Origin of the sequence: Solwaraspora sp. WMMD791, assembly GCF_029581195.1 — a bacterium.
Taxonomy (GTDB): Bacteria; Actinomycetota; Actinomycetes; order Mycobacteriales; family Micromonosporaceae; genus Micromonospora_E.
In genome coordinates, this window is sequence record NZ_CP120737.1 from 3,210,860 (window position 1) to 3,228,535 (window position 17,676).

The 17,676-nt window shown below is 71.8% G+C and carries 17 protein-coding genes; 3 read left to right on the top strand and 14 right to left on the bottom strand.

Features of this window, described 5'->3' with window-relative positions:
- Positions 1 to 16 precede the first annotated feature (16 nt).
- The 5 genes from O7623_RS14065 to prmC all read right to left on the bottom strand — a co-directional run bounded on the left by O7623_RS14065 (position 17) and on the right by prmC (position 3,165).
- Positions 17 to 148: a hypothetical protein gene (locus tag O7623_RS14065; RefSeq protein ID WP_282229072.1), complete on the bottom strand. Its 132-nt coding sequence runs from the start codon at positions 146 to 148 to the stop codon at positions 17 to 19.
- 345 nt (positions 149 to 493) lie between these two features.
- A complete protein-coding gene (locus O7623_RS14070; RefSeq protein WP_282229073.1) occupies positions 494 to 892 on the bottom strand; it encodes a hypothetical protein in 399 nt (132 codons plus the stop codon).
- A 56-nt stretch (positions 893 to 948) separates the two neighbouring features.
- Positions 949 to 1,566 carry a phosphotyrosine protein phosphatase gene (locus O7623_RS14075; protein ID WP_282229074.1) on the bottom strand — a complete coding sequence of 206 codons (618 nt, stop codon included), beginning with the start codon at positions 1,564 to 1,566 and terminating at the stop codon, positions 949 to 951.
- On the bottom strand, positions 1,567 to 2,211 hold the full coding sequence (locus O7623_RS14080) for an L-threonylcarbamoyladenylate synthase (RefSeq protein ID WP_282229406.1): 645 nt from the start codon (positions 2,209 to 2,211) through the stop codon (positions 1,567 to 1,569).
- Positions 2,212 to 2,301: 90 nt separating this feature from the next.
- Positions 2,302 to 3,165: a peptide chain release factor N(5)-glutamine methyltransferase gene (gene prmC, locus O7623_RS14085; protein ID WP_282229407.1), complete on the bottom strand. Its 864-nt coding sequence runs from the start codon at positions 3,163 to 3,165 to the stop codon at positions 2,302 to 2,304.
- A 163-nt stretch (positions 3,166 to 3,328) separates the two neighbouring features.
- Between prmC and O7623_RS14090 the strand changes: the two genes are divergently transcribed.
- Positions 3,329 to 4,885 carry a GGDEF domain-containing protein gene (locus O7623_RS14090; RefSeq protein ID WP_282229075.1) on the top strand — a complete coding sequence of 519 codons (1,557 nt, stop codon included), beginning with the start codon at positions 3,329 to 3,331 and terminating at the stop codon, positions 4,883 to 4,885.
- A gap of 43 nt (positions 4,886 to 4,928) precedes the next feature.
- Here O7623_RS14090 and prfA read toward each other — a convergent pair whose 3' ends face one another.
- The 4 genes from prfA to thrB all read right to left on the bottom strand — a co-directional run bounded on the left by prfA (position 4,929) and on the right by thrB (position 9,725).
- On the bottom strand, positions 4,929 to 6,017 hold the full coding sequence (gene prfA, locus O7623_RS14095) for a peptide chain release factor 1 (RefSeq protein ID WP_282229076.1): 1,089 nt from the start codon (positions 6,015 to 6,017) through the stop codon (positions 4,929 to 4,931).
- Between the two features lie 100 nt (positions 6,018 to 6,117).
- Entirely contained in the window at positions 6,118 to 6,342 is a 225-nt protein-coding gene (gene rpmE, locus O7623_RS14100) for a 50S ribosomal protein L31 (RefSeq protein WP_282229077.1), read from the bottom strand.
- A 235-nt stretch (positions 6,343 to 6,577) separates the two neighbouring features.
- The gene (gene rho / locus O7623_RS14105) at positions 6,578 to 8,491 is read right to left on the bottom strand and encodes a transcription termination factor Rho (protein ID WP_282229078.1); all 1,914 of its coding nucleotides are present in this window, start codon (positions 8,489 to 8,491) and stop codon (positions 6,578 to 6,580) included.
- A 289-nt stretch (positions 8,492 to 8,780) separates the two neighbouring features.
- Positions 8,781 to 9,725 carry a homoserine kinase gene (thrB, locus tag O7623_RS14110; RefSeq protein WP_282229079.1) on the bottom strand — a complete coding sequence of 315 codons (945 nt, stop codon included), beginning with the start codon at positions 9,723 to 9,725 and terminating at the stop codon, positions 8,781 to 8,783.
- Positions 9,726 to 9,801: 76 nt separating this feature from the next.
- Here thrB and O7623_RS14115 point away from each other — a divergent pair, with 76 nt between their 5' ends.
- On the top strand, positions 9,802 to 10,176 hold the full coding sequence (locus O7623_RS14115) for a hypothetical protein (protein WP_282229080.1): 375 nt from the start codon (positions 9,802 to 9,804) through the stop codon (positions 10,174 to 10,176).
- Here the strand turns inward: O7623_RS14115 and O7623_RS14120 are convergent.
- From O7623_RS14120 to O7623_RS14135, 4 genes are all read right to left on the bottom strand, one after another.
- Positions 10,105 to 10,335 carry a hypothetical protein gene (locus O7623_RS14120; protein ID WP_282229081.1) on the bottom strand — a complete coding sequence of 77 codons (231 nt, stop codon included), beginning with the start codon at positions 10,333 to 10,335 and terminating at the stop codon, positions 10,105 to 10,107. The genes O7623_RS14115 and O7623_RS14120 overlap by 72 nt on opposite strands.
- Before the next feature lie 14 nt (positions 10,336 to 10,349).
- The gene (locus tag O7623_RS14125) at positions 10,350 to 11,225 is read right to left on the bottom strand and encodes an SPFH domain-containing protein (RefSeq protein WP_282229082.1); all 876 of its coding nucleotides are present in this window, start codon (positions 11,223 to 11,225) and stop codon (positions 10,350 to 10,352) included.
- A gap of 83 nt (positions 11,226 to 11,308) precedes the next feature.
- Positions 11,309 to 12,538, bottom strand: a complete 1,230-nt coding sequence (locus tag O7623_RS14130; RefSeq protein ID WP_282229083.1) for an MFS transporter — start codon at positions 12,536 to 12,538, stop codon at positions 11,309 to 11,311.
- Between the two features lie 121 nt (positions 12,539 to 12,659).
- Complete coding sequence (locus O7623_RS14135) at positions 12,660 to 15,944, bottom strand: efflux RND transporter permease subunit (RefSeq protein WP_282229084.1); 3,285 nt, start codon at positions 15,942 to 15,944, stop codon at positions 12,660 to 12,662.
- Positions 15,945 to 16,097: 153 nt separating this feature from the next.
- Here O7623_RS14135 and O7623_RS14140 point away from each other — a divergent pair, with 153 nt between their 5' ends.
- Positions 16,098 to 16,643, top strand: a complete 546-nt coding sequence (locus O7623_RS14140) for a MarR family transcriptional regulator (RefSeq protein WP_282229085.1) — start codon at positions 16,098 to 16,100, stop codon at positions 16,641 to 16,643.
- Here the strand turns inward: O7623_RS14140 and thrC are convergent.
- A complete protein-coding gene (gene thrC / locus O7623_RS14145) occupies positions 16,611 to 17,660 on the bottom strand; it encodes a threonine synthase (protein ID WP_282229086.1) in 1,050 nt (349 codons plus the stop codon). The genes O7623_RS14140 and thrC overlap by 33 nt on opposite strands.
- Positions 17,661 to 17,676 lie beyond the last annotated feature (16 nt).

Consider the following 17,676-nt stretch of genomic DNA (forward strand, 5'->3'; position numbering starts at 1 on the left):
GTCGGTCGGGCCTGGTTCACGCGCCCAGCTTCTTAACGGTCAGGTAGACCCCGGCCGCCGTCCCGCCGATCAGCCCGATCAGCAGCCCGACGTTGGGCAGGTCCAGCCAACGGTCGACGAGCCACCCCGCCCCGCCCCACACAGCCATCCCGCCGAGTAGGTAGCCGAGCGCGGCGAACCCCGTGTCGGCCCCCGAGGGACCTGCGGGTTCAGAAGGTGGTTCACCGGCCATGACGCCGGAAACATATCAGGGCAACGATGGAGGCTGTGCGTCACCCCCCGCACAACCCTCGTTGTGTGGGCGACCCGGTGGCACCTCAGATGGGAGCACACGGTACTCCTCTTCCGCGCCGGCCGGTATCCACTCCCCGCAGCACGCCTGTCACGGCGTGGCGCGAACCTGCCGATCGTACCGATATTTACGGACAAATCAGCAAAATATCCCCGACGACGGAGGTACGTCGACCATGCTTCCTGGCCCTCGCCGCGAGCGTCAGCGCGGGTCGATCTCGACGTACGGGATCCGGGCCCGCCACGTCCACCACACCTGGGCGGTGATCCACGCGACAGTGCCGACGATGATCGCCACCGCGAGCATCCGCTGACCGGCCCAGTCCGACGCGGCCACCGCGAACACCGCCGCACCCAGGACCGCGAACTTCAGGCTGTACGTGAGCAGCCCCACACTGAGCACCATCCGGGGATGCACCGAGTCCGCCCAGGCCAGCGCCACCGACGACGCCACGTAGCTGACCACCACCAGCAGCACCCCGGCGGCCGCCCCTAGCGCACCCGCCGCACCGTCGAGACCGGCGCCGACGGCGGTCAGCACCGCCAGCAGCACCGCCGACACCAGCAACGGCACCGGCAGGTGCCGCAGCCGTACGGCCATCACCGCCGCACCCCGCGGACCGGCACGTCCACTCCGATCGCCTCCGTCCGACGGGTTCAGGGCAGCAGCGCCACGCTGAGCGCCCCCACCGTCTCCTCGATCTCGTCGGCGACCCGGGCGAAGGTGTGGTCGCCCCGCCCCCACGGATCGTCCAGATCGTCACCAGGCTGCGGACCGGCGCCGTCGCGCACGGCGGCGACCGCCGCCACCAACGCCACACCCCGGGCGTACACCGCCTCCGGGTTCGGCGCTACGGCCGGCAGCGCCGCGACATCCACCGCCGGCAGCAGCCGACCGAACTCGCCGAGCACGAAGGTGCGGTCGGCGGCGTCCGGCCGCAGCGCCACGACGTACTCCAGCTGGTCGGCGGTGGCGGTGAGGATCAGGTCGGCGGCGTCGATCTGGTCGGACCGCAGCTTGCGGGCGGCGAACCCGTCGGTGTCCCCGCCCCGGCCGATCACCTGCCGGGCGGCCGGCGGGTTCATCTCCTCGCCGGCGTGCCACCCGCCGGTACCGGCGCTGTGGCTGTGCAGCAGCTCCTCCACCGCCGATGCCCCGGCCGTCGGCGGCAACCGGTCGAGCCGTTCGGCGACGGCGAGCACCAGCAGGCGTTCGGCCATCGGCGACCGGCAGATGTTGCCCATGCAGACGTGGAGAACGGTGAACGGCGGCACTCAGGACTCCGTACCGACGATGTCCGGCACCACGTCACGCAGCTTCTCGATCGGCAGCGCACCGGCCCGCACCACCCGGGGCACGTCCCCGGTGAGGTCGACGATGGTGCTCGGCACCGGATCCGGACACGGCCCCGCCTCCAGGTAGGCCCGCACCGAGTAGCCGAGCTGGTCGCGGGCCTCCGCGGCGGTCACCGCCGGTGGCCGACCGGTCTTGTTCGCCGACGACACCGCCATCGGGCCGGTCTCCCGCAGTACCTCCAGTGCCACCGGGTGCAGTGGCATCCGGACCGCGACCGTGCCGTTGGTGTCGCCCAGGTCCCAGTTCAGGCTCGGTGCGTGCTCCACGATCATCGTCAACGCGCCCGGCCAGAAGGCGTCGGCGAGATCCCGGGCGGTCTGCGGCAGGATCAACACCAGACCGTCGAGGGTGTGCCGGGAGCCGACCAGCACCGGCGGCGGCATCTGCCGGTCCCGGCCCTTGGCGTTGAGCAACGCGGTGACCGCGTACGAAGTGAAGGCGTCGGCACCGACCCCGTACACCGTGTCGGTGGGCAACACGACCAGCTCGCCGTTCTTGACCGCCTCGATCGCCGCGGCGATGCCTTTGTCGCGGTCGGCGGCGGACCGGCAGTCATAGAGCATCACGGTGAGCCAGTCTGCCACGTGCCCGCAGCCTGATCCGCACCGATCAGCCCGTACCCGCGGTCACCCCGGCCGACAGCGCCGGTCGCCTCACTCAGCGGCGGCGGTCGGCACCGCCCGGCGGGCCGTGCCGAACCGGGGTCGACCGGCCAGGTCCCGGTGTCCGGTCACGTCGGCGAACCGTCCGTCGGCGGCGAGCAGCGCGCCGACCGCCGCCGCGTGGCTGTCGTCGTGTTCGACGGCGAACAGGCCGTCGGCACACAGCAGCGTGGCGGCCAGCTCCACCACCGGACGGATCACCGCCAGCCCGTCCGGACCGCCGAAGACGGCCTCCGCCGGGTCGTGTCCGGCGACCTCCGGCGGCACCGGGGTGGCGTCCGGCACGTACGGCGGGTTGCAGACCACCACGTCCACCCGACCGGACATTTCGGCGAGCAGCCCGGGGTCGGTGACGTCACCGCCCACCACCTCGATCGGCCGGTCCCCGGCCGCTGCCCGGGTCGAGGCGTTGCGGCGTAACCAGGTCAGCGCGGCGGTGGACCGCTCCACCGCGATCACCCGCGCTCCCGGCACCTCGTGGGCCACCGCGAGCGCCACCGCGCCGCTGCCGCTGCAGAGGTCGACGATGGTCGGGGAGTCGGCGGCCCGGTCGCGCACCGCGTCGACGACCATGCCGGCGAGCACCTCGGTCTCCGGCCGGGGAACGAACACCCCGGGGCCCACCGCGAGCTCCAGATAACGAAACGGTGCCGATCCGGTGAGGTGCTGCACCGGCTCCCGGGCCGCCCGCCGGGACACCAACTCATCGAAGCGAGCCTCATCGATAGGAATGAAGCCGCTGCTCAGCGCCAGTCGACCGCGGGTGGTTCCCAGGACTGAGGCGGCAATCAGCTCAGCGTCCACCCGGGCGGACGGCACCCCGGCGGCGGCCAGCCGGGCGGTCGCAGCGGTCAACACCGCCGAAATCGGCCGTCGATCCGGGATACCGGAGGTGTTTTCTGACAAGCGGTTCACGACATAATCATGGAGCGTCCACCCGGACGTCCGTGACAGCAGTCCACGGAACGTCCCCGGTGTGCGTCGCGCCAGGTTCCAGCGGGCCCCAGGGAGGTTGTGCGTGGGTTGGGTCGACCGGCTCACCGACCAGGCCGAGGCCCTGATGCAGGCCCGGGCACTGATGGAGAGCAGCCGATCGGCTGAAGCCTGCGTCGCCTTCGAGCAGGTGATCCGCACCAGCGACGATCCGTACGTGCGGGCCGACGCCCTGGTGCAGCGCCTCTCCGCGCTGCTGAACCTGGGCCGTTCCGCCGAGTACGCGGCGGCGGTGGACCACGCATTCGAGGCCGCCCGCGACATCGCCGAGCCCTACCTGCACGGCCACCTGCACGCCCTGGCCGCGTTGGCCGCCCACCACCAGGGGGCGTTCGACCGGTGCGTGACGCACCTGGTGCAGGCGTCCCGGGCGTTGGGCACGGTGCCGGACGTCGACCGGGAGACCGCCTGGGGCTGGCACGACCTGGCGATGGCCTACTCCTACCTGAGCTTCCACGGGCACGCGCTGAGCGCGATCGAACGCGCCCGCCAGCTCGGCAACGCCACCGGCATCGCCGAGGAGACCTTCGCCGCGCCGGCCATCCGGCTGCGCAACGCGGTCGCTCTGGACCACCACGGCGACACGGACGGCTGCCTGCGGGTGCTCCGGGACATCGGCACCGACCTGGTCAAGTTCGTCACCACCGGACGGACCCACCTGCTGCGTCCGAGCAGCCGGGTGGCGTACGGGTACGCCCTGGCCCGGCTGGCGGCGCTCGGCGAACCGGCCCGGCTGCCCGCCGGCGCGCCCGAGGCCACCCGTCTCATGATCGACGGCGGGGACAGCGCCCGCGCCCGGGACCTGCGGCAGCTCGGCGCGGTCTGCCTGGCGATCGCCGCCGACCGGTCGGCGGAGGCGTTGACCCGGCTGGACACGGCGGTGGTATCGGCCGAGACGCTCGGTGCGGCCGAGTCCGCCCGGCTGCGCAGCGTCGCGTACACCCGCTGCGGCGACCACGTGGCGGCACACGACGCCGACCGGTACGCATTCCGGCTGGCCAACCGTCGCAACGACCGGCTCCGCGACATGTACGTCGACGGCATCGCCGCCCGGCTCGACCACGAGGAGATGCGGCGCACCACGGCGCAGTACACCGCGGAGGCACTCACCGATCCGCTGACCGGGCTGGCCAACCGCCGCCAACTCGACCGGTACGTGTCGGACCTGGCCGGCCGCGCCGACCGGGCGATGGTGATGATCTGCGACCTCGACGGCTTCAAGTCGGTGAACACCGTGCACGGTCACCACTCCGGGGACCTGGTGCTGCAGCGCGTCGCCGGGGTGATCAACCGGGTGATGCGTCGGGGCGACTTCGTGGCCCGCTTCGGCGGTGACGAGTTCGTCGTCGTGCTGCCGGGCGCCGGCCGGGTCGAGGCCGCCGAGGTGGCCCGACGGATCACCGAGGCGGTGGCCGGCGAGGAGTGGGAGTCGCTGGTGCCGGGCACCCCGGTCGGGGTCAGTGTCGGTTGGGCCGAGGTCGACGGGACCGGGCCGGCGCTACGGGACGCGCTCAGCCGCGCCTTCGACGTCGCCACCCGGCAGATGCGCGCCACACGCCAGCACCCACATCCGGTCCGCTGAAGCCTGGCAGACGACGGTCCAGGTCGACGACGGGCCGGTTCACTCAGCGACGGCCCAGTTCGGTGTCCCCGGCGAGCCGGGCCGCCCGGTCCGCCTCGGCGAGAGCGTCGAGCACGCCGTCGAGCTCACCGCCGAGCGCCAGGTCCAGGTTGTACGCGGTGTAGCCGATCCGGTGGTCGGTGATCCGGTTCTGCGGGAAGTTGTAGGTGCGGATCCGCTCCGAACGGTCGACGGTTCGCACCTGGGACCGGCGAGCGTCGGAGGCCACCGCATCGGCCTGTTCCTGGGCTGCGGCGAGCATCCGGGCCCGCAGGATCCGCATCGCCTGTTCCCGGTTCTGCAGCTGGCTCTTCTCGTTCTGGCAGGAGACGACGATCCCGGTCGGCAGATGGGTGATCCGGACCGCCGAATCGGTGGTGTTGACCGACTGGCCACCGGGGCCGGAGGAACGGAACACGTCGATGCGCAGCTCGTTCGGGTCGATGGTGACGTCGACCTCCTCCGCCTCGGGGAGCACGAGAACGCCGGCCGCGCTGGTGTGGATCCGGCCCTGCGACTCGGTGACCGGCACCCGCTGTACCCGGTGCACCCCGCCCTCCCACTTCAGGCGGGACCAGACGCCGTTGCCACCCTCCGGTACGCCGCGCGACTTCACGGCGAGGGAGACGTCCTTGACGCCGCCCAGGTCGGAGTCCTGCGAGTCGAGCACCTCGACCTGCCAGCCGCGTCGTTCGGCGTACCGCACGTACATCCGCAGCAGGTCACCGGCGAACAGCGCCGATTCCTCGCCCCCCTCGCCCGCTTTGATCTCGACGATGACGTCCTTGGCGTCGTGCGGGTCGCGGGGGATGAGCAGTTCGGCGAGGCGGGCCTCCAGGTCCGGCAGGCTGGCCGCGATCGCCTCGGCCTCGGCGGCGAAGCTCGGATCCTCACCGGCGAGTTCCCGGGCGGCGACCAGGTCGGCCCGGGCCTGGGCGAGCTCGTCGGCAGCCTTGTGCAGCGGGGCCAGCTCGGCGAAGCGACGGCCGACCCGGCGGGCGGTGACCTGGTCGGCGTGCAGCCCCGGATCCGCCAACTGCCGTTCCAGCTCGGCGTACTCGTCGAGAAGCCCGGCGAGGCGTTCGCTGCTCATACCCGTGACTCCTTCACCCAGCGGACACCCGAACCCCGTCTACAGACACCGCGACGCCCGCCCCCGTCGTGGTGACGGAGAGCGGGCGTCGTACGGAGCGCTACTTGGTCTTCTTGGCCTGGACCTTCGCGTACTTCTGCTGGAACTTGGCCACCCGGCCCGCGGTGTCGAGGACGCGCTGCTTGCCGGTGTAGAACGGGTGGCAGGCGCTGCAGGTCTCGACGTGGATCTTGCCACTGGAGGCGGTGCTGCGGGTGGTGAACGAGGCGCCGCAGGAGCAGGTGACCTCGGTGGTCACGTACTGCGGGTGGATGTCCTTCTTCATGGGTGAGGTCCTCTCATCGTCGGTCGCCGGGTCGCCGTCGGCATCGCCCGCACCGGTGTGCGGATCGACTCGGGCGTGAACCGGAACCCTGGCCGTCGACCAGTCTGCCATGTGTCACGGTGCCGGATCGCGGCGGGCGGGCACTGCCACCCACCGCGACCGGCACGACGTACCGCCAGGCCTAACGCCCGACGCGCCCGGGCGATTCCCGCACCGGGCGCGGTCGGTGCCGGGGTCACTCCCCCGGTGTCGACTTGGCGATCTGCATCAGGAACTCGATGTTGGTCCGGCTCTGCTTGAGCCGGTCCAGCAACAGGTCGAGACCGCCCTGCGAGTCCAGCGAGTGCAGCACCTTGCGGAGCTTGTGGGTAATCGCCAGCTCCTCCGGCGCGAGCAGGATCTCCTCCTTGCGGGTGCCGGAAGGGTGGATGTCGATGGCCGGGAAGACCCGCTTGTCGGCGATCTTGCGGTCGAGTTTGAGCTCGGCGTTTCCGGTACCCTTGAACTCCTCGAAGATCACCGTGTCCATCATGGATCCGGTCTCGACGAGCGCAGTGGCCAGGATGGTCAGCGACCCGCCGTTTTCGATGTTGCGCGCCGCACCGAGGAACCGCTTCGGCGGATAGAGCGCGGTCGAGTCGATACCACCGGACATGATCCGGCCGCTGGCCGGTGCCGCCAGGTTGTACGAGCGGCCCAGCCGGGTCACCGAGTCGAGCAGCACCACGACGTCGTGCCCCAGCTCGACCAGGCGCTTGGCCCGCTCGATCGCCAGCTCGGCGACGGTGGTGTGGTCCTGCGGCGGCCGGTCGAACGTGGCCGCGATGACCTCGCCCTTCACCGACCGCTGCATGTCGGTGACCTCTTCCGGCCGTTCGTCGACCAGGACGACCATCAGGTGGCACTCGGGGTTGTTGTGGGTGATCGCGTTGGCGATCGCCTGCAACACCATCGTCTTGCCCGCCTTCGGCGGGGAGACGATCAGCGCCCGCTGCCCCTTGCCGATCGGCATCACCAGGTCGATGACGCGGGTGGTGAGGATGTGCGGCTCGGTCTCCAGCCGCAACCGGTCCTGCGGGTAGAGCGGGGTGAGCTTGTAGAACTCCGGCCGCCGCCGCGCCTCGTCCGGCTCCATCCCGTTGATCGTGTCCAGCCGTACCAGCGGGTTGTACTTGTCGCGCCGCTGCTCGCCGTCCCGGGTGGCCCGCACCGCGCCGGTTACCGCGTCGCCACGACGCAGGCCGTACTTCTTCACCTGAGACATGGACACGTAGACGTCGTTCGGCCCGGACAGGTAGCCGGTGGTGCGCACGAACGCGTAGTTGTCCAGGACGTCGAGGATGCCGGCGACCGGCACCAGGACGTCGTCCTCGGTCACCTGCGGCTCACGGCCACCACCGCTGTCGCCGCCACCGCCCTCACCGCGGTCCCCCCGCCGCCGGCGGTCGCGGAACCGGCTGCGTCGCCCGCGCCGGCCACCGCCGTCGCCGTCACCGTCGTCCTCGCTGTCCCGTGGGCCCCGGTCGTTACGGTCCCGACCTTCGTTGCGGTCGTTACGGTCCCGGCCCTCGCCCCGGTCGTTGCGCTCGTTGCGGTCACCCCGGTCGTTGCGCTCACCGCGCTCGCCCCGGTCCCGACCGTTACGGCCGTCACCGGCCCGTTCGCCGCGGGCGTCGCCGCGCTCCCGCTCACCCGGCTCGGCCGGGGCGGTCGCGGTCGTGGTCTCCGGCTCTTCGGTCCGCGACTCCTGCGCCGCCGCCCGACTCGACCGGCCCCGACGGGTGCCCCGCTCCCGCGCCGGCGGCTCCTCGACGATCGCGAGTTGCTCGCCGCCGCCGCTGTCTCGGCGCTCCGGCTCGGCGCGCACCTCGGCGCGCACCTCGTCCCGAGGGGGTGCGGTCGCCGCGGCGACCTCGGCGCGTGGCCGCGGGGCGCCGCCACCGGCCTGGCGCTCGGAGATCGCCGCGATCAACTCGCTCTTGCGCATCCGGGCGGTACCGGAGATGCCGAGCGACGCGGCGAGGCTCTGCAACTCAGGCAGCAGCATCGCGGACAGCCCGGTGCCGGACCGCCGACGGCGGGCAGGAGCAGCGGTGGTGTCGTCAGCGACGTTGGAGACATCCGACGTCACGTCGGTGGTGTCGCTCAATGGATTCCTTCCCTCGATAAGGCCGGGCTACCCGGATCGAACAGCTAGGTGGCCGGGTGGCCTCGGTGCACCCGCCTCGCATGACACGTCGCGGGAGTCTTCGCGCAGCTCGCCGAATCCGCCACACCAGCCTCGGTGAGCAGGTCTCAGCGTCTGCAGCGATCCGTGGAGACTGCGGTTTGGCGGAGGCCTAGGCAGGGGTGAGACGGGCTTACCGCCGATAGCTTCGGGGGTGCGCCGCCCCGCAGGAGATCGCGTGCTTCGCGGCTGTGCTTGGCCTAGAGCGTAATCAACTCTTCCGACCTGCGGCAACAGGGTCCCGCTCGGCGTGTCCTACTATAGCGCCTTCGATCTGCGCTCCGGCAACGTCTACCAGCAACGTCTGACTCTGCCAGTCCATTCCCGGACAGAAATCACCCGGCACGTCGGTCAGCGCCAGCACACTCGGCCCCGCCCCACTGATCACCGCGGCCACCCCGACGGCGCGCAGCCGGGCAACCAGGTCGGCGCTGGCCGGCATCCCGGCCGCCCGGTACTCCTGGTGCAGCCGGTCCTCGGTGGCGGCCAGCAGCAGCGCCGGATCGGCGGTGATCGCATGCACCAGCAACGCGGACCGGCCGGCGTTGAACGCGGCGTCGGCATGCGGCACCGTCTGCGGCAACGCCGCCCGCGCCACCTCGGTCAGCCCCCGGCCGGTCGGCACGAAGACCGTCACCGTCCGGTCCGGCGCCACCGGCAACGAGACGGCGTGCGCGCCGTCCGCCGCCGTCCAGGCGATGGTGAACCCGCCCAGCAGGCAGGGTGCCACGTTGTCCGGGTGACCCTCCAGGTCGGCGGCGATCCGCAGCGCGGCGGCGGTGTCCAGGGCCTGCGCGCCGCCGACGGACAGACCACGGGCCAGCTGTACACCGGCCACGATCGCCGCCGACGACGAGCCCATCCCCCGGGCCTGTGGGATCCGGTTGACACAGCTCAGCGCCAGGCCGGGCGGGCGGGCGCCGAGGGCGTCGAAGGTGGCGTACATGGCCCGCACCACCAGATGACTGTCGTCGACCGGCAACTCGCCGGCCCCCTCGCCGGAGACCTCGACCCGGCAGCCGCCGGCGGTCACCCGGGCGGTCACCTCGTCATGGTGGGCCAACGCCAACCCGAGCGCGTCGAACCCGGGACCGAGGTTGGCGCTGGTAGCCGGGACCCGTACGGTCACCGGCCCGGGAACGAAGCTGATAGCCATCGCACCATGCTAGGGGCGCGCCTTGCCCGCCGGCGCTAGGGTGCGGCAGGTCAGGGCGACCAGGAAGGTGGCTGGCATGGAGTTCGGCACGAGCGGCGGGATCGACCCCGGATACCTGGCGGTCCAGGTCGCGGTGCGGCTGCCGGTGATCGCGGTGCTGGTGACGGGCGTGGTGCTGCTGATGCTGCGGCGTACGGCGGTGACGGGTCGAGGCGGCGGGCTGGCGCTCAGCGGCCTGGTCGTCCTGCTGGGCGCGGTGGCGGTCGGGATCATCTGGTCGGCGTACCTGCCGGTGCTGGCCGGCAGCGGCCCACCCAGCCAAATCGGCCTGGCCTCTGCCGTGGTGGGCGGGCTGCTCACCCTGCTCGACGCCGTCGGGCTAGGGCTGCTCCTCGCCGGGCTGCTGGTGCTGGTCCGACAACTGGCCGACGCCCGGGGCAGCGCCGGCTGAGCCCGCTGAGCCGGCGGCACGACCGGCGGAGCGCAGCGCGAGCCGCAGCGCGTACTCGATCTGGGCATTGACGCTGCGCAGGTCGTCGGCGGCCCATTTGGCCATCGCCTCGTGGACCGCCGGATCGAGCCGCAGCAGCAGCTTCTTGCGTTCGGCCATCAGCCGCAACCGCCTCAGCTGTAGAGAGATCCCGTGTTGACCACCGGCTGCACCGACCGGTCGCCGCAGAGCACGACCAGCAGGTTGGCCACCATCTGGGCCTTGCGCTCCTCGTCGAGGTCGATGACGTGCTCGTCACGCAGGCGCTCCAGGGCGTTGGAGACCATGCCCACCGCGCCCTCGACGATGCGGAACCGGGCCGCGACGACCGCTGCGGCCTGCTGCCGGGCGAGCATCGCGTGGGCGATCTCGGCAGCGTACGCGAGATGGGTCACCCGGGACTCCAGCACCTCGACGCCGGCCAGCTCGACCCGCTCGCGCAGCTCGGCGGTCAACTCCTCGGCGACGACGCTGCCGTCGCGCAGGCTGGCCCGGCCGCTGTCGTGCGCCTCGTACGGGTAGCTGGTGGCCAGGTGGCGTACGGCCGCCTCGGCCTGCACCGCGACGTAGGCGACGTGGTCGTCGACCGAGAAGACGGCGTTCGCCGAGTCGACGACCCGCCAGACGACGACCGCGGCGATCTCGACCGGGTTGCCGTCGGCGTCGGCGACCTTGAGCCGGTCGGTCTCGAAGTTGCGCACCCGCAGGGTGACCCGCCGGCGCGCGGTCAACGGCCACGTCCAGTGCAGACCGGCGACCCGGATCGTGCCGAGGTAGCGGCCGAAGAACTGCACGACCTGCGCCTCGTTGGGGTTGACCACGGCGAACCCGGTGGCGGCGACGGCGACCACGGCCGCGTACAGCGCCGCCGGCACGACGATCGCGGCCGCGTCGGCACCGGTGGCCGAGGAACCGACGGTGAGCAGCACGGGCAGCGCGACGACCACACCGAGTGCCAGCAGTACGCCGACCGCCAGAAAGCCCGACACCCTGAAGACCGACCGTTCCATGACTGCTCCTCGCCCGCGAAACCGCACTATCAAAGTGATATCACGATGCTAGCAGACCGGTGCCCGGACCGGATCCGCCGGAATCAACGGGTGTCGGCTGCGGCCACCGCCAGCGGCAGCCGCCGGGTCACCAGCCACCAGCCGATGGCGTACGTCACGGTCACCAGACCGCAGCCGGCCAGGATGACCCGGATGTCCACGGTGTCGATGACGCTGGCCACCACCAGTTGGCTGACCGAGATCGCCAGCGTCGCCAGCATCAGGTCGGCGGCGAACACCCGGCCACGCAGCCGGTCCGGCACGACGGCCTGCAGGGCGTAGTTGGACAGCACCCAGTTGCTGCCGCCCCCCAGGTGTGCCAGGAACACCAACGCCAGCACCAGCGGGAACCAGCTGATCAACGCGATGCCGGTGTAGGACAACCCGTACACCGACATCGAGGCCGCCAACGCCGTCAGCAGCCAGCGCCGCCGGTTGAGCACCGGACGCATGAGCAGTGGTCCCACCACCGCACCGGCACCGCGCACCGCGAACAGCAGTCCGGTGCCGATCGCCCCGACCCCGTACACGCCGGCGAGCAGCGGGAACAACGTGAGTACGCCGTTGCCGAGGCCGACCGCGCTCTTGGCGGTGACCAGGGCCAGCACCTGCGGGCGACGACCAATGTAGACCAGGGTCTCGCGGATCGCGGCAAGGGTGCGCAACGCCGGCTCCGAGCTGTCCCGTGGGGCCTGCATCGGCCGGCGGATGGTGGCGGTGAATCCGGCCGCCACCATCAGCGCGGCCGCCGCGATCCAGAAGCAGGCGTACGGGCCGACGGCGGCGCTGACCAGGCCGCCGGCCGATGCGCCGACGATCGCCATCGTGCCCCACGCGGAGCCGGCGAACACGTTCGCGGCGGGCAGTTCCTCGGCCGAGACCACGTTCGGCAGCGCGGCCTGGGCGGCCGGTGAGTAGCAGGACTTCGCCACGGCGAGCGCGGCCACGGCGGCCAGCGCGAGCCAGGCGGTGCCCGACGAGCGCACCCCGAGCAGCAGCAGTACGGCCACCACCGCCGCCAGGTTCGCCAGGATCAGGATGCGTCGGCGGTCGAACCGGTCGGCCAGGGTCCCGGTGAACGGCAGCATCAGGGCGTGGATGCCGGTGTCGGCGGCGAGGACCAGAGCTCCCCAGACACCACTGCCGGTCAACTCCGGCAAGAGCACCAGCAGCGGAACCATGACGAACCAGTCGGCACCGAACATCACCAGCTCGGCGCTGAGCAGCCGACGGAAGTCACGATTGCCGGTAAGGACCGCTAACGGTGAGGCCACGTACCGGCACCCTACCGACCGGGGCCCGGACAGCGACCGGAATGTGATCTGCGTGACTGGCACCGGCGGCCAGGCAGGGCGGGCGGGCCCCCGTGGCGATCTCGGGGACCCGCCCGTCAGCTCAGCTGTCCGCCGGTGGCAGCGGCGACTTGCGGCTCTTCGGCAGCTTCAGCACCTCGAACTGGTCGGTGCCGTCGACCAGGGCCGCCGACGGCCGGGCCGGTGGCGCGGCCACCGGTGAGCTGCGCTCCGCCGTACCGCCGGGGGTCGACGCCCGGTCGGCCGGGGCGTCGGCGGCCGACCGCTCGCCGGCCGCGTCCGTCGGCTCGGTGTCGGTGCCACCGGACCGGGCCGCGCCGCGGCGCTCCCGCCAGCGTTCCTTGGTCCCCTCGACCATCGTGTAAAGGGTCGGCACCAGCACCAGGGTGAGCAGGGTCGAGCTGAACAGACCGCCGATCACCACGATCGCCAGCGGCTGGCCGATGAAGCCGGCCACCCCGGTCAGCCCCAGCGCCATCGGCGTCAGCGCGCAGATGGTCGCGATCGCGGTCATCAGGATCGGTCGCAGCCGTCGCCGGCCGCCCTCCACCACCGCCTGGGCCACACTCATGCCCTGTTCGCGGTACTGGTTGATCAGGTCCATCAGCACGATCGCGTTGGTCACCACGATGCCGACCAGCATCAGCGCCCCGATCAGCGCCGGCACGCCCATCGGCGTACCGGTGACGACCAGCAGACCGATCGCGCCGGTCGCCGCGAACGGCACCGACACCAGCAGGATCAGCGGCTGGATCAGGCTGCGGAACGTCGCCACCATGATCACGAAGACGATGGCGATCGCGGCGAGCAACGCCAGGCCGAGGTCGGCGAACGCCTCCGCCTGGTCGGCGCTGACCCCACCGATGGTGTACGTCACACCCGTCGGCAGCGACAGCCCGTCGAGCCGTTCGGTCAGGTCGGCGCTGGTCTGCCCGACGTTCGAGCCGGTCGCGGTGCCGGTGACGGTGGCGCTGCGTTCGCCGTCCATCCGGTTGATCTGCACCGGGCCGGTGACCTCGACGATCTCCGCCAACGCGCTCAGCGGCACCGGGCCGATCGGCAGCGCGGCCAGCTCCTCGACCGAGGCGGGGGTGGCGGTCGGGCTGAGCAGCACACTCATCCGCTCGCCGTCGAGGGTGACCTCACCCAGCGGGCTGCCCCGGAACGCCTGGGCGACGATCTGCCCGATCGCGGCTTCGGTGAGCCCGGCGCCGGCCGCAGCCGCCCGGTCGATGCGGACCTCCAGCCGGGTGGCGTCGGCGGCCAGCGAGGTGGTCACGTCGGCGACGTCCGGCGTCTGCGCCATCGCGGCCCGGACCCGTTCGGTGGCGGTCGCCAGATCGTCCGGGTCGTTGGCCTGCACGACGACCTGCAGCTGGTTGGTGCTGGCACCGCCCGGGCCGCCACCGGCGGCGCCGACGGTGATCTCACCGAGGGAGTCGCGACCGGCGAAGGCGTCCCGCAGCTGCTGCTGCAGGGCCACGTTGTCGGTGCCCTCGGTCAGGGTGATCGAGTAGCTGGCCGTGGTGGCGCCGCCGCTGCCGGCGAACGGGTTGCTGCTGTTGCCGATGGAGACCTGGTAGGACTCGATCCCGTCGGTGCGGGCCAACTCGCGCTCCACCTGGCGGGCGGCGGCGTCGACCGCCGTCAGGCTGGTGCCGACCGGCAGCTCCTGACGCATGCTCAGGGTGTCCTGGCCGGCGTCGTCGATGAAGTTGGTCTCCAGCCGGGTGCCCAGTGCGAAGGTGCCCAGCAGCACCGCCAGGCCGATGCCGACGGTCGCCCAGCGCCGGGTGGTGGCGAACCGGATCACCGGCAGGTAGCCGCGCTGCAGCGGGTTGCGCAGCTCCTTCGCCTCGGCCTGCTCGCGGACGGCGTCGACGTCGGTGCCGGCGGCGGCCGGCTTGAGGAACCAGTACGCCAGCACCGGAATGATCGTCAGGGAGACCAGCAGCGAGGCGAGCAGAGCGACGGTGACGGTGATCGCGAACGGGGCGAACAGCTGGCCGACGAACCCGCCGACGATGGCGATCGGGGCGAAGACCGCCACCGTGGCCAGCGTCGAGGAGGTGACCGCGCCGGAGACCTCCCGCACGCCGGTGAGGATCGCCGTACGCCGGTCCTCGCCGTACTCCAGATGTCGTTTGATGTTCTCCAGGACGACGATCGAGTCGTCCACCACCCGACCGACCGAGATGGTCAACGCGCCCAGGGTGAGCAGGTTGAGCGAGTAGTCGCCGATCCAGAGCGCGATCAGCGCGATGAGCACCGACAGCGGGATCGAGACGGCGGTGACGATGGTGGACCGTACCGAGAGCAGGAAGACCAGGATGACCAGGACCGCCATCACCAGGCCGAGCAGGCCTTCGGTGGTCAGCGCCTCGATCGAGCGCTCGACGAACGGCGCCTGGTCGAAGACCACGACGAGTTCGGTGTCGGCCGCGTCGCCCAGCTCGGCGAGCCGGTCGCGGATCTCGTGCGAGATGCCGACCGCGTCGCCGTCCGGGCCGGCGGTGACCGCGATGCCGAGGCTGACCGCGCCGTTGGTCCGGGTGATGGAGGTGGCCGGCGAGGTCTGCTCGCTGATCTCGGCGACCTCGTCCAACCGTACGGGTGCCCGCCCGGCCGTGCTCAGGAAGATCGCGCCGAGGTCCTCGATGGTCTCGATCCGGGTGCCGACCTGCACGGTGAGGGTCTGGTCGTCCTCGGTCAGGGTGCCGGCCGGGATGGTGACGCCGTTGGCCCGCAGGGCGGCGCTGATCGCGCCCGGGTCGTAGCCGGCGGCGGTCAACGCGGGATAGTTCGGGGTGATCGCGACGATCTGCTCGCTGGCCCCGGTGACGTCGACGGCGCGTACCCCGTCGATGCCCTCCAGCTCGGGTACGACGGTCTCGCTGAGCCGGCGGGACAGCTCCTGCTGCTCGTCGTCGGCGCCGGTGGCGGCGAGCACCACGGCGGGCAGGTCGTCGGTGCTGCCGGCGAAGACCACCGGGTCGACGCCGTCGGGCAGCTGCGCCCCGATCCGGTTGAGCGCGGTCTCCAGGTCGTTGACCGCGGCGTCGAGGTCGGTGCCGAAGGCGAACTCGATCTGGACGGTCGCGAAGCCTTCGCTGGAGGTGGAGGTGACGCTCTCCACGTCCGACACGGCGGCGACGGCGTTCTCGACCGGCTCGGTGACCTGCGCCTCGACGATCTCCGGCGCGGCGCCAGGAAAGACGGCGCTGACGAACGCGGCCGGGAACTCCAGCGAGGGCAGGAGCTGCTGTTTGAGCGTCGGGATCGTGAACGCGCCGAACAGCGTGATCACGACCGCGACGAGCGCGACGAGGCCCCGGTTGGCGAGGCTGAGTCTGGCGAGCAACGACATGTGCGGGCTCACTCCTGGGAAGGGGTCCTGCGGCGGGATACGGGAGAATACTTTGGCCAAGGCTAACAGTTAGCCTCATATGGAGTTGTTGGGATAGCCTTCGCGGCACGACGGGCGGCCCGCCCGCGTCGGACGACGGTAGAGGGAGCGCAGGTGACCCAGCGGGACGAACTGATCGACCAGATCATGGCGACCCACCGTCGACTGCAGTTGCTGTTCGCCTCCGACCGCTCCGACCCGCTGTTCGACGCGCAGCTGACCGTGCCGCAGCTGAAGATACTGCTCCTGCTCTACCTGCACGGCAGCACCTCGGGCCAGGAGTTGAGCCAGGTGCTCGGGGTCCGGATGGCCACCGTCACCGGCATCGTCGACCGCCTCGTGGCGCACCGGCTCGTCGGCCGCCGCGAGGATCCACAGGACCGCCGGGTCCGGCGGGTCGAACTCACCGACGACGGGCGGGACCTGATCGACCGGATCGTCACCGCCGGCACCGACCGGCACGCCCGGCTGCTGGCCCGGCTGGACACCGACGAACTGCGTACCGTCGCGGCGGCGGCCCGACTGATGGTCGACGCCGCCGAGGCCGACCTGGCAGAGACCGACGGCGCGGCCGGTCGGCCGCGGCCGGCAGGTGCCTGCGGTACGCCTCCGCCCGTACCGCCGGGGTCAGGCCAGGTCGAGCGCGCGGGCGGCGAGTAGCGGATCGTTGCCGATGGTCGTCGGCGCCGGCGCGGTGGAGATCGCCCACTCCGGATCCTTGAGGCCGTGCCCGGTCACCGTGCAGACCACCGTCGACCCGGCCGGCACCTTCCCGGCCGCGGCGACCTGCAGCAGCCCGGCCACGCTCGCCGCGCTGGCCAGCTCGACGAAGACACCGACCTCCCGGGCGAGCAACCGGTACGCCGCCAGGATGTCCCGGTCGGTGACCGCGTCGATCAACCCGCCGGACGTGTCCCGGGCGTCGAGGGCCTTGGTCCAGCTCGCCGGGTTGCCGATCCGGATCGCGGTGGCGATCGTCGACGGCGCGCGGACCACCTCACCGGTGACGATCGGCGCGGCGCCGGAGGCCTGGAAGCCGAACATCTTCGGCGTACGGGTGGCGTTGCCGGCCTCGAGATCCTCGACGTAACCCATCCAGTAGGCGCTGATGTTGCCGGCGTTGCCGACCGGCAGACAGTGGATGTCCGGGGCGTCACCGAGCCCGGCGACGATCTCGAACGCGGCGGTCTTCTGCCCGTGCAGCCGGAAGATGTTGACCGAGTTGACCAGCGCCACCGGGTAGTCCTGGGCGAGCTTGGACGCCATCGCCAGGCAGTCGTCGAAGTTGCCGTCGACCTGCAGCAGCTTCGCCCCGTGCACCAGCGCCTGGGCCAGCTTGCCGAGCGCGATCTTGCCCTGCGGCACGAGCACCGCGCAGGTCAGGCCGGCCCGGGCCGCGTACGCCGCCGCTGACGCGCTGGTGTTGCCGGTGGAGGCGCAGATGATCGCCTTGTTGCCCTCCTCGACCGCCTTGGAGACCGCCATCGTCATGCCCCGGTCCTTGAACGACCCGGTCGGGTTCGCCCCTTCGACCTTGAGGTAGACGTCGGCACCGACCCGGTCGGAGAGCACCGGCGCCGGCAGCAGCGGCGTGTTCCCCTCATGGAGGGTGATCACCGGCGTGGCGTCGCCGACCGGCAACCGGTCCCGGTACGCCTCGATCAGACCCCGCCACATGGCAACCTCCTCGACT

What these genes read in the sequence shown, in the direction of transcription:
- rpmE (WP_282229077.1), bottom strand. Translation starts at nt 6,342, where the DNA reads ATGAAGAAGGACATCCACCCGCAGTACGTGACCACCGAGGTCACCTGC.
- O7623_RS14125 (WP_282229082.1), bottom strand. Translation starts at nt 11,225, where the DNA reads ATGGAACGGTCGGTCTTCAGGGTGTCGGGCTTTCTGGCGGTCGGCGTA.
- O7623_RS14115 (WP_282229080.1), top strand. Translation starts at nt 9,802, where the DNA reads ATGGAGTTCGGCACGAGCGGCGGGATCGACCCCGGATACCTGGCGGTC.
- prfA (WP_282229076.1), bottom strand. Translation starts at nt 6,017, where the DNA reads ATGAGCAGCGAACGCCTCGCCGGGCTTCTCGACGAGTACGCCGAGCTG.
- O7623_RS14135 (WP_282229084.1), bottom strand. Translation starts at nt 15,944, where the DNA reads ATGTCGTTGCTCGCCAGACTCAGCCTCGCCAACCGGGGCCTCGTCGCG.
- thrC (WP_282229086.1), bottom strand. Translation starts at nt 17,660, where the DNA reads ATGTGGCGGGGTCTGATCGAGGCGTACCGGGACCGGTTGCCGGTCGGC.
- O7623_RS14080 (WP_282229406.1), bottom strand. Translation starts at nt 2,211, where the DNA reads ATGCTCTATGACTGCCGGTCCGCCGCCGACCGCGACAAAGGCATCGCC.
- O7623_RS14120 (WP_282229081.1), bottom strand. Translation starts at nt 10,335, where the DNA reads ATGGCCGAACGCAAGAAGCTGCTGCTGCGGCTCGATCCGGCGGTCCAC.
- thrB (WP_282229079.1), bottom strand. Translation starts at nt 9,725, where the DNA reads ATGGCTATCAGCTTCGTTCCCGGGCCGGTGACCGTACGGGTCCCGGCT.
- O7623_RS14070 (WP_282229073.1), bottom strand. Translation starts at nt 892, where the DNA reads ATGGCCGTACGGCTGCGGCACCTGCCGGTGCCGTTGCTGGTGTCGGCG.
- O7623_RS14065 (WP_282229072.1), bottom strand. Translation starts at nt 148, where the DNA reads ATGGCTGTGTGGGGCGGGGCGGGGTGGCTCGTCGACCGTTGGCTGGAC.